Origin of the sequence: Hominisplanchenecus sp. (genome assembly GCF_046967715.1) — a bacterium.
GTDB lineage: Bacteria > Bacillota > Clostridia > Lachnospirales > Lachnospiraceae > Hominisplanchenecus > Hominisplanchenecus faecis.
In genome coordinates this window covers 1-11,941 of the sequence record NZ_JBKVNQ010000001.1, presented here as the reverse complement: position 1 = coordinate 11,941, position 11,941 = coordinate 1, and the positions used below count along the sequence as shown (strand labels likewise).

At 44.6% G+C, this 11,941-nt stretch carries 11 protein-coding genes; all 11 read right to left on the bottom strand.

Going from position 1 to position 11,941, the window contains the following annotated elements:
• Positions 1–131: 131 nt before the first annotated feature.
• Positions 132–488: a hypothetical protein gene (locus ACLTL4_RS00055; protein WP_173895232.1), complete on the bottom strand. Its 357-nt coding sequence runs from the start codon at positions 486–488 to the stop codon at positions 132–134.
• 268 nt (positions 489–756) lie between these two features.
• Complete coding sequence (locus tag ACLTL4_RS00050) at positions 757–1,827, bottom strand: galactose/methyl galactoside ABC transporter permease MglC (protein ID WP_173895231.1); 1,071 nt, start codon at positions 1,825–1,827, stop codon at positions 757–759.
• A 14-nt stretch (positions 1,828–1,841) separates the two neighbouring features.
• Positions 1,842–3,338, bottom strand: coding sequence for a sugar ABC transporter ATP-binding protein (locus tag ACLTL4_RS00045; RefSeq protein WP_173865927.1), 1,497 nt, complete (start codon positions 3,336–3,338; stop codon positions 1,842–1,844).
• 138 nt (positions 3,339–3,476) lie between these two features.
• Positions 3,477–4,703: a galactose ABC transporter substrate-binding protein gene (locus ACLTL4_RS00040; RefSeq protein WP_412290327.1), complete on the bottom strand. Its 1,227-nt coding sequence runs from the start codon at positions 4,701–4,703 to the stop codon at positions 3,477–3,479.
• 161 nt (positions 4,704–4,864) lie between these two features.
• Positions 4,865–5,884, bottom strand: coding sequence for a substrate-binding domain-containing protein (locus ACLTL4_RS00035; protein ID WP_022119497.1), 1,020 nt, complete (start codon positions 5,882–5,884; stop codon positions 4,865–4,867).
• Positions 5,871–7,598: a sensor histidine kinase gene (locus tag ACLTL4_RS00030; RefSeq protein ID WP_412290328.1), complete on the bottom strand. Its 1,728-nt coding sequence runs from the start codon at positions 7,596–7,598 to the stop codon at positions 5,871–5,873. The genes ACLTL4_RS00035 and ACLTL4_RS00030 overlap by 14 nt, the downstream gene beginning before the upstream one ends.
• The gene (locus ACLTL4_RS00025) at positions 7,582–9,186 is read right to left on the bottom strand and encodes a response regulator transcription factor (RefSeq protein ID WP_173865930.1); all 1,605 of its coding nucleotides are present in this window, start codon (positions 9,184–9,186) and stop codon (positions 7,582–7,584) included. Before ACLTL4_RS00025 ends, ACLTL4_RS00030 begins: the two co-directional genes overlap by 17 nt.
• Positions 9,187–9,284: 98 nt before the next feature.
• Entirely contained in the window at positions 9,285–9,899 is a 615-nt protein-coding gene (locus tag ACLTL4_RS00020) for a TIGR04100 family radical SAM protein (protein WP_412290329.1), read from the bottom strand.
• Between the two features lie 15 nt (positions 9,900–9,914).
• The gene (locus tag ACLTL4_RS00015) at positions 9,915–10,748 is read right to left on the bottom strand and encodes a pyridoxamine kinase (protein WP_412290330.1); all 834 of its coding nucleotides are present in this window, start codon (positions 10,746–10,748) and stop codon (positions 9,915–9,917) included.
• 12 nt (positions 10,749–10,760) lie between these two features.
• Entirely contained in the window at positions 10,761–11,300 is a 540-nt protein-coding gene (locus ACLTL4_RS00010) for an ECF transporter S component (RefSeq protein ID WP_022119492.1), read from the bottom strand.
• A gap of 156 nt (positions 11,301–11,456) precedes the next feature.
• On the bottom strand, positions 11,457–11,941 hold a 485-nt coding region (locus ACLTL4_RS00005; RefSeq protein ID WP_412320116.1), incomplete at its 5' end, for a hypothetical protein.

Sequence of the window (11,941 nt, the reverse complement as noted above, 5' to 3'; positions counted from 1 at the left end):
ATGATGAATCCAAAAACAAATCGCTCTGACGGTAGCAAGGATTGTTTTCGAATCATCATGGCATTATATATTTTATAAAATCATTTCTATGGCGTTCATTTGCACATTTACACAAACTCCACCACAATTTTTTATTTATCTGCATCCTCTGATGCATCTTTGCTTTCTTCTATTTTATCTTCCAGCTCTGCCACTTCTTTTGCTTCTACGGCAGCTTCTTCACCTTCAGAAGTCTCTGCATCTTTTTTTTCTTCTTCCGGTACTGCATTATAGTCTTCTTTGATTGCTTTATAGCTCTTGGTGACTCCCATGATCACCATCCCTGCACCGATCACAGCAAACACTACCATAAAAATGGACATCAGTATTTTATCGGTTCCGCTGCTGGTCGGGATATCTTTATACATATAGTAGGCCTGTGCCAGCAGATATACGCCTGCCATGGCATAGATCGCCATACGTCCTTTATACTTTGCTCTGTCATTCATAATATTATGCTCCTCTCTTTTTGCCTGTATTTCACATATTATGATGTCTGGTCAAAAGATATTTGCCCTCTTTGATACTGGATTGTTCCGTAGGCATCATAGTTGGAGACTTTTGACACCCACATCATAATATCACATTTCCAACAGAAAAGATAGATAATACTTATCCGTTTTTCTATTTTCAGTTCAAATACAGGCGAACGTTTTCTCCGATCAAGAGAAAAAAAGAGCCGAACAATATGTCCGGCCCTTGAGATTCTGTAAAAAATTATTTACGAACCAGGTATTTTCTCATATCGATAGAGCAAGCTACCAGGATGATGAGACCTTTGATGATGTACTGCATACTCTGGTTGATTGAGAGGAACTGCAGTGCAACGAAGATAATTCTCAGGATGAATACACCAAGAACGATACCACTGATCTTACCAGTACCACCTACGAAAGATACACCACCGATAACGCAGGCTGCGATAGCATCACACTCGTAGTTCAGACCTGTGTTGGCCTGGTTGGAACCGATACGTGCTGACTCGATGAAACCTGTAATACCATACATGCATCCAGCCAGAGTATGTACTGCGATTGTTGTCCAGAATACACTTACACCAGATACGTTTGCTGCTTCCGGGTTAGAACCTACAGCGAACATATTTTTACCAAATGTTGTTTTGTTCCACATGAACCACATGAAAGCAATCATGATAATTGCATACCAAACATAGTTCGGGATTGGAACGCCAAAGAATTTAACTAAACTTCCTGTTACGAAGTTTTTGAAGGAATTGTCCAGACCTGACAGAGGCTGTCCATTGTTTCCGTTGATCATGATGTACAGAAGCAGTACACCGTATGTAATCAGCTGAGTTGCCAGTGTTACGATGAATGGATGCAGTTTAAACTGTGCTACGAACCATCCATTGACGAAACCTACGATACCACCAACAACGACAACGATCAGGATTACTACCGGGATTGGCAGTGGCTGAAGATTCGGGAACATCTTTGTTGCATAGTCCATAGACTGCAGTAAAGATGCGGAAATACATGCTGTCAGACCTACAACTCGACCAGCAGAAAGGTCGGTACCGGTCAGTACGATACATCCTGCGATACCAAGTGCGATCGGAATATTTGCAGCTGACAGAGAAATAATATTTACGATAGAAGATACACTCAGGAATTTTTGGTTCTGTGTGTATGTATAGATTGCAGCAATGATGATCAAGATATACATCAGGTTGTTGATGAATCCCTCTTTCCAGAAGGTTTTCTTGTCTTTGCTGTCCAGTGTTTTATAATTTGCGATACTTGCTTTTAAATTTGAAAATGCTCTCACTTACTTCAGCCTCCTTATACATATTTTGCCGCAAGGGTCATGATCTCTTCCTGGTTCGTCTCGCTGACATTTACTTCACCTGCAAGACGTCCACCGGACATAACGAGAATTCGGTCACAGATTCCCAGAAGTTCTGGCATTTCAGAAGAAACTACCATAACTACTTTGTTCTTATTTGCAAGATCCAGAATCAACTGGTAAATCTCGTATTTAGCACCAACGTCGATACCACGTGTCGGCTCATCCAGCAGCAGTACTTCCGGATTGGTCAGCAGCCAGCGTCCAAGGATAACCTTCTGCTGGTTACCACCTGACAGTGAACGGATTTTTGTTTCCTGTGTCGGTGTTTTGGTATGCATCGCATCGATGGACCACTGAGTATCCTCTCTCATGGACTTCTCGCTCAGATACAGACCTTTCTTTTTATGTTTCTTAAGGCTGGAGATAACCGTATTTTCACGAATACTGAGGATTCCGAAAATACCGGTTGCACGACGTTCCTCTGTCAGAAGGGCGAAACCATTCTTGATAGATTCACGTGCGTTGCGGTTTGTGCAAACCTTACCGTCCAGTTTGATCGTTCCTGATTTTCTTGTTGCAATACCGAAGATGTTCTCCAGTGTTTCGGTACGTCCGCTTCCGTCCAGACCGGCCAGACCAACAATCTCACCACGGCGAACTTTGAAAGAAACATCACGCAGCAGAGAGTACTGTGCAGTCAGGTTTTCTACTTCCAGAGCAACTTCGCCCGGTTTGTTTGTCTTTGGCGGGAACTGGTTTGTCAGCTCACGACCTACCATCAGTCTGATGATCTCATCCATTGTCATTTCTTTTGCCGGTTTGGTAGCTACCCATGTACCGTCTCGCATGACTGTGATGTCATCAGAAATTCTGAGGATCTCTGCCATTTTATGGGAGATGTAGATGATACCACATCCCTGATCTCTCAGCATATTTATAATTTTGAACAAGTGCTCTACCTCTTCTTCCGTCAGGGAAGATGTTGGCTCGTCGAACACGATAATTTTCGAATTAAAGGAAACTGCTTTTGCAATTTCTGCCATCTGACGCTGTGATACCGGCATAGTGCTCATGATCCTCTTCGGATCAACATCAATCTCCAGTTTGTCGAAAAGTGCTTTTGTATCATCATACATTTTCTTTTCGTCTACCATCGGACCTTTTTTGGGATAACGTCCCAGCCAGATATTGTCCATAACACTACGTTTCAGGGCCTGGTTCAACTCCTGATGAACCATTGCTACACCATTTTCCAAAGCTTCCTTGGAGTTTTTGAAATTGATTTCTTTCCCTTCCAGAGAAATGGATCCGCCGTCTTTTACATACATCCCAAACAGGCACTTCATCAATGTAGATTTCCCAGCGCCGTTTTCTCCCATCAGTGCGTGAACCGTTCCTCTTCTTACGGTCAAAGAAACATTATCCAACGCCTTAACGCCTGGGAACTCCTTGCTGATATTTTTCATTTCAAGCAAAACATCATGCTCCATATCCTGACCTCCTGTCTTTCTACTACTTACCTTTATACTTAAGGAACGGCCGCCGACCAGCGGCAGCCGTTACCCTTGTATACTATTTCACGAATGAATTTCCATCATTCATTTTCCGTTCTGTTTCAGAATCAGATCTTATTCTTCTCCTGTGTACATAGCGTATGGGATGTAGATCTTATTCTTAACGTTTTCAGAGATGTTGTAAGAATCTGTGTTAGCCATTACATCCTGACCTGAACCAGCGTTCTTTGTCAGATCTGCGATACAATCTGCCATACCTTCAGCATCCTGTTTGATTGTACCTGTCATCTTACCGTCTTTGATCAGCTGTTTAGCTGCATCTGTAGCGTCTACACCGAATACAGGGATTGTCTTGCAGTCATCTGTACCCAGGTTGTATCCTTTGTCATTCAGAGCAGAGATAGCACCTTCAGCCATACCATCGTTGTTGCAGATAACAAGTTCGATCATGTTCTTGTTTTCTTCGTTGTACTGTGTCAGGTTGGTTGTCATGTAGTTGTTTGCAGCTGTTGCACTCCAGTTACCATCCTGGTCAACCTGGTAGCAGTCTGTGTTGGAAGAATCAAAGTATTCCAGAGCCGCTTTTCCGTTCTCTTCCAGAACTTTGTTAGCATCTTCTACACCATACTGTGTACGGTAGATAGCTTCTACGTTACCAAGCTGTCCCATGAACATAGCGTAGGAGATCTTTCCGTCGCCGTTCAGGTCTACTGCATCGTAGTTGTCAACCAGGTAGTTACCGATCATTTCGCCCTGCATATGTCCGGCTTCCGGAGCATCTGTACCAACGAATGCACACTTGTCATAGCTTCCAAGTACTTTTCCTTCGTCTTCGTCGCCTTCAACTGCACGGTTGAAGAAGATTACAGGGATATCTGCTGCTTTTGCTTTTTCAACGATCTGAGAAGAAGCGTCTACAGAACCAGATGTTACGATGTTAACGATCAGTACGTTTGCACCTGTCTGGATAGCTGTATCGATCTGCTCGTTCTGTGTTGTCTGGTTGTTGTTTGCATCGTAGTCCTGATATTTAACACCCAGTTCGTCCAGTTTAGCATCCAGTGCTGTACGTACGGAAGCGATGTATGTATCGCCGTATGTATAGTACATAACTGCTACGTCTGCGTTAGACAGGTCAACATCGCCTGCTGCATCTGCTACGGACTGTGCTTCTGACTCAGCATCAGCTGCTGCTGTATCAGCTGTTGTATCAGCTGCTGCTTCTGTTGCTGCTGTTGTATCAGCTGTTGTATCTGTTGTGTTGTTAGATGATCCGCATCCTGCAAGCAGAGATGCTACCATTGCTGTTCCAAGTAAACCAGCGATTACTTTTTTCTTCATGATAAGTTCCTCCCAAAAAAAATGATTTGTTTTTCATTACTCTAACAATATAGCACAAAGTTCTCAATTTTCCAATATGATAATTTACGATTTTGATATAATTTTCTATTTTTTTCTTAAGATTTAAACCACCGTTTCATACTTTTGCACGAAAACGAGATTTAATTTTTGTTACTTTTTTCGAAAGCAAAGAGTCTTCTCTGACATTCTTCATCATACATGTTCTCTTTGTCCACTGCAATCGTATCCGTATAAATGGTATCTTTGATGGAATATCCGTTGATCAGCTTGTAGGCGGTCTCCACGCCGAGATACCCCATGGCATAGGAATTCTGTACGATCAGGGTGTCCACTTCCCCCGTCTCTAGCATGCCGACCGAAACCACATTGCTGTCAAATGCAACCACACGGACATTGTCTTTCAGCCCAAGTTCCTGGATTGCATAGCCGACCCCGAGTGTTGTCCATTCGTTAAAGGTAACGATCACATTAATCTTCGGATGCTTTTTCAGCATTTTCTTTGTTCGTTTTTTTGCATTTTCTGTATCGGAAAGCACATTGATCACGGCATCAATTCCGGCTCTTTCATCACGCAGAATGCTATCCCGGAATCCTTCTTCTCTTTTCTGTCCATTGTCCGAGTTTTTATCGTAATTCACAATGCCGATATGGATTTCTTCGTTTTCATCTTTCATGGCTGCTTCCGCTGCCTTACATCCAGCATCGTAATTATCGGTTCCGATCCGGCAGCTGACCGCATCGCTGTCCACGTCGCTGTCGATGACCACAACCTTGACCCCTTTGCCTGCCGCATCATTGATCGCATCGGCATTTGCCTCATAATCTACCGCAGAAAAAATAATGACTTCCGCTCCGTCTTCCACTGCCTTTGCAATCATCTGATTCTGTGTCTCATAATCTTCTTCGTTTTTCGGTCCCTCGAAAGTCAGATCCAGATTGCATGCCGTGGCAGCATTGCTCGCCCCTGCATATACCGATTTCCAGAATCCGGAAACGGTTGACTTTGCAATAAAAACAACTTTGTGCTTCTGATCGCTGCTGCTTTCACTTTCTTTTCCGTTGAGAATCGGACGGTGAAAAGCCGTCAGGCAGAAGATCAGCACCAGACAGACCAGAAATGCCATCCACAGGATGCGGTTTCTCCACCTATTTGTCTTCATAGCTTCCCTCCGTTACTTTCGGCATCATAATCGTGACACAGGTGCCTTCATCCAGCTCACTCTTTATGGTCAGGCCGTATTCTTCCCCGAAATAGATCTTGATACGGTCATTTACATTCTTGATTCCGATTCCGGCACGGTCGCTTCGCTCCTTTTTCAGTACTTCCTCGCACTGTTCTTCTGTCATGCCAACTCCGTTGTCCTCCACCGTAAAGATGATCTTGTCTTCGCTCTGATGGATGCTGATCCTGATCATGCCCTCATCTACCATACGATCCATGCCGTGATAAATTGCATTCTCGATGATCGGCTGCAGTGTGATTTTATTACAGTAATAAGAAAGGCATGCCTCATCAACGTCAAATTGATACCGGAACTGATTTTTATAGCGGAAATTCTGAATATGCAGATAGCTCTGTGCATGCTGCAGCTCTTTCTCAATCGGGATCAGCTCATGTCCGCGGCTGATGCTGATGCGGAACAGCCTTGCCAGGGCATTGACCATCTCCACGGCATCTTCATTGCGTCCGGCTTCGCACATCCAGGCGATCGCATCCAGTGTATTATAGAGGAAATGTGGATTGATCTGTGCTTGAAGTGCCTTCAGTTCTGTTTTCCGAAGGCTGATTTCTTCTTGGCGGACTTCTTCCATTAGCTTCTGTATCCGTACTGCCATATGTTCAAACGAATCCGACAGGGCGGAAATCTCTTTGGTTCCCGTCACCGGATGATAGACAAACTCGGCACTGTTTCCCTCGAATTCTCCCATCGCACGCACCAGGCTTGTAACCGGTTTTGAGAACAGATCCGAGAAAACGCTGCCAAGGAACACCGTTCCGGCAAGTACGATCGCCAGGATCACGACCAGGCTGCTGACTACGCGTTCCACTTTGTTTGTGATCATTTCATCCACATAGCATACTCCCACGATATGCCAGTCGCAGTTCTGAAGGGAGTTGACGGTGTAAATCACATTAGACTTGATGTACGTCCCGTTCTCCATATTTTTCTGGTTTTCTTCTTTTAAAGAAACGTAAATGAGCTGCTGCTGCGGATGATAGACAATGTTTCCGGCATCATCGGCAATATAGCAGTAACCATGCTGCCCGATCCCGACATCATCCACATAATCGGCGATATTGTAAAAACTGATATCCACCGCTACCTGGATCGTATTCCCGTTTGCATCCTGCATGTTCTGGGAAATCGTTACCACCCACGGATAGTAGTCCACAAACAGGGATTCTACATGCGGTTTTGTGATATTTAAAATTCCTTCTTCCTGCGGCAGATCACGCACATAAGAAAGATTTTTGATATAATTTTCTTTTAATTTCTGACCATTTGTCCAGCATTTTAAGATCTTGCCGTTCATATCATAGGAAGTAACTGCAACAACATCGGATCTTATCTTCAGAAGATTGGAGAAAAAATTATTTGCTTCTTCCTCCTCTTTCTGAATGTTAGCACAGATCATCTGCATGATATCGCTCATGTCTTCGGTATAGTTGAAAACGGTATTTTTCACCTGTACAACGGCCTGCTCGCTCGTTGTGATCGCATTCTGCTCCATATCATTACGGTAAAGATTGACAAATATAAGCAGTGATACGACTGAAGTGATCATAACGATCACGCTCACCAGGATGACAAACAGACTCGACAGTGAAATCTGCTGAAACCGCTTCACCGCCTGTTTAATCCTGTCTGCCATCTTCATACGTTCTCCTGCAGCTGTTCGGTGAAACACCGGTATATTTTTTGAAGCAATAGCTGAAATAATGCTGATCGTTGTAGCCGCATTTTTCCGATATCTCACGGACTTTCATGTTGGTGTCCATCAGAAGCTCTTTGGCTGTCTCGATACGCTTTTTCGTAAGCAGCTCTTTGAACGTCTCACCGGTATCCTTTTTCAAAAGTGCACTTAAGTAGTTCGGGCTGACGGAAATCTCGGTGCTGACCGAGACAAGGGACAGATCCGGATCGGCAAATTTCTCGTTGATGATGCGGATCGCACGGTTGCAGAGCATCACACTGCTTTTCTTTCGCTGGTCTGCGATCATCAGGCGTGCCGTAGTGCAGATATCTACATAGAACTGCCTGGAATCTCCGATATTGCCGAACATTTTCATGCTGTACATCGGGAACTTCTGCTGCATCTGCTGAACCACTTCTTCTCCGGCAACCGAATAAAGTACCTGATAAACCGTCGAAACGATCAGCATCAGGATAAAATCCGTCTCAGACTGAGAGATCTTGTGCTGTACGACCTGGTCAAAAAAGTTCTGCAGATAGCCGCTGATCTCCTCCGGTCTGCCTTTTCGAAGCAGATTTTCGATATCTTCCACGGTCTGATGCACCATCACCTTGTCAAAGCTCTCTGTCCGTTCATCGTCTGATATAAAATGAATGTTTCCTTCTTCTTTTCCGTAATTTGCAGCCGCACTCATCGCCTCCAGATAGCACTCATGACATCTTTCCAGCTTTTCGACTACTCTGCTGACTCCGATCACGCTGTCCATCCCCATAATACGCTCCACACTTTGACAGATGTCATCCACCAGAATATGCAGATATTTATCAAAGCCACGCGGCGTTGCCAGAAGCAAAGATACTACGCGTCCCTGTAAATAAACGCTGCAGTACTTGGTGTACTTTTTGAGGATGGAATCGATCGCCTTGACGCTGCCTCTTGTCGTGCAGTTCTTTCCGTCTTTATCCAGGATTCTGGTGACCATCACCGCATAATTCAAGGCTTCCGGCTCTTCCCCGTCGAGCAGTCCGCATGAAATTGCCTCTTTCATCAGCATCCTGTGCTCTTCTTCCGGAAGTTCCCCGCCAAAACCATCCAGAAGCAACGGTGTCAGAAACTCTCTTTTCTCAATATGCTCCTGACGCATCCCCGGCTGGGAAAATACCTGAAACTTCTGATCGATCTTCTCTTTCATCTTCAGGAGCTCTTTTTCAAGTTCGGAAGATGAGATCGGTTTTAACAGATAGCTGATAATATTATATTGTATGGCCTGCTGTGCATAAGAAAAATCATCAAATCCACTCAGAAATGCGATCTGGGTAGCCGGCCTTATCTCCCGCACCTGGCGTGCAAGCTCGATGCCGCTGATAAATGGCATGCGTATATCCGTCAGAAGCAGATCCGGCTCCAGCTTTTCCGTCAGTTCCAAAGCTTCCGCACCGTTTTCCGCCTCTCCGATCACCTGAAAACCGACGCTTCCCCAGTCTACTTTCCGGATCAGGGAACGACGGATCTCTTGCTCGTCATCTGCAACAATCACTGTGTACATGGTGTTCTCCTTTACTAACTTTTCGGTATTCTCACAGTTACCTTTTTTCCTTCCATTATACCCAGAATTGCAGATTTGTCAAAAAAAAGGAGGACTTTTCAGTCCTCCCACGGGCGAATGCGGTATTTTGCCCCTACGCGGTCACAGATTTCCTGACACTGCTTTTCTTCTTCGTGTGTGATGGTCGTCTCTACGGTCGTCATCACAACATTTGGAATGTATTTTGTACATTCTTTTGTGAAATCGATCATGGCATCAAATGACTTTTCTCCGAATTTGCTGCGTACCAGCCTGTGGTACTCATCTGCATTCGGGGTATTCAGGCTGACAGAAATCGTATCCACAAGACCTTTCAGTTCCGGAACGATGTCTCTTTCATTGATCAGACTGCCAAGTCCGTTTGTGTTGATACGGATCGGCATATTGTACTTTTCTTTGATCAGCTTTGCACTCTGTTTCAGCACATCGAGTGCCTCGGTCGGTTCGCCGAATCCGCAGAATACCACTTCTTTATATTTTGAAAAATCTACGGCTTTCATGGCTTCCTGCACTTCTTCAAAAGATGGTGCATGCTCCAGCCACAAAACATGGGAATTTTCCATGTGATCTCTGGTCTGACGCAGGCAGAAGGTACAGGCACATGGACATTTATTGGTGAGATTTACATAGATATTATCGTGTACTTCATAGAAAATCGTCATTTCTTTTTTCATAATGCAGCATTCCTTTCAGTCTGTTTTTAATTTTCCTAAAACTTCTTCAAAACATACGCCGTCTGTCAGCGGAATATTCAGTTCCTGTGAGCGGATAATACATTTTTTGATAAAATCGGAAGCTTTCTTCACGGATTTATAGAACGGCACTCCGTTGACGGCATCGGCTGCAATGATGGATGCAAAGATATCGCCGGTTCCGGAACGCTGTGTTCCTTCTTTGTGGGTACGCAGCACTTTCGGCTGCTGCCCTTCTTCGTAACAGAAGTTTGCAATAAATCCGCCCTGGACGATACCGGTGATGGCAATTTTTTTGGGTCCCATCTTGTGGATCTTTTCTGCCATTTCCTGGATTTCTTCGATCTTCCATTTTTCTTTGTACGGTGTATCGGTAAGCACGCAGGCTTCTGTGACATTCGGTGTGAGAATGTCGGCAAACTCGACCAGTTTTTTCATTTCACCGCACATTTCTTCTGTGTAGGTCGGATATGGTTTTCCATAATCGCCCATTACCGGATCAACGATGATCTGTGTTTCTTCTGTTTTAAACTCTTTAAAAAACTTTTTTACAATCTCGATCTGTTCTTTGGAACCTAAAAATCCGGAACAGATCCCGTTAAAATGAAGATCCAGTTTTTTCCATTCCTGCATATAAGGAACCATGCGGGAAGTATAGTCTTCGAAAAAGTAGCTTGGAAAACCCGTGTGGTTGGAAAAAATGGAGGTCGGCAGCGGACAGCACTGCACCTTCATAACAGAGAGAATTGGAAGTGCTACTGCTATCGAGCATCTGCCAAATCCTGAGAAATCATTGATCACTGCAATTTTTTTCTGATTGTTGTGAGACATATTTCACCTTTCCTACGCAAGTCGTTTGATAAATACCGGAATTTTGGCTTTTTCAAATGCAAATCCGATCACATAGAACAGCAACAGTCCGATCACACCTTCTGTGGTCAGGCCCGGGATCTGGGCAAAACCTGCTGCCATGCCGCCGTAAAGGAAGCATCCTGCAAACGTATAGCCTGCAATCATGATCACGATACCTGCCGCTGCTCCGAGAAATGTACGGAGACGCATCATACGGATCTCTTCGCCTTCGCGATAAGCGATCATAGCGATCACAAGTCCCATGATCCCTTTGATGATCAGTGTCGGAATGATCCACTGTGTATAGCCGCTGAGCAGATCTGCCAGACAGGAGCCAATGCCGCCTGCCAGCATTCCGGTCATATTTCCAAAATAAACACTAACCAGCAGAATGCAGCAGTTCCCAAGATGCATGTAACCAAGCGGGATCGGGATCTGGATCACCATGGTCGATACACAGACAAGTGCGATCGCCAGAGCATTGATTGCCAGTTTCTTTGCTGTCCAGTTTGTACTTTTCTTTTCGTTCATACTTTTCTCCTTCATGACGCACTTGCTGCGTCAATAATGGCAGATTTGGAAGTCAACTTCCAAACTTTCACCTTCCTGTTTTTTCTTGCTGTTCAGTATAAGCTTTTTTTGTCATTTAAAAAACAGACAATATTCAGCATTTTTACAGGGTCAGTTTTAAGCATATGCTTTGATAAAGCGGAAAAGAAACTTCTTTTTGCGGCTCATGCCCTTCAAAGCCATACGGCAGGTGTAACGATAAAGTCCCTTCAGCTGCATGGTTTCCTCTTTTGTCACCGGATCACCCGCAAAGTTTGCCCGCATCACAATGTCCATCGCCTGATCAAGTTCTTCTTTGTTCAGCCACTGGAACTGTTCACAGACCTTCGCCGTAAATCCGTCTTTCATGCAGTCCAGTCCCTGCGGCATTCCGGCAAAAACGAGCACTTCATAAAAATCCCTGAAAATCTCCTGTGCATTTTCGCCGCTGCGTCTGCGAAGTCGGATCGTCCGTCTTGCAAACAGGATCAGCCCTGCAAAGATCAGAGACAGAAGAACGGCTGCGATCGATACGATCCCTGTCTGTGTGCCCGAAAGACTTCCATTCATGCCATTTGCACCATATCCGTTTTTGCTGTCAGAATCGCTGCTCTGGTCTGCAT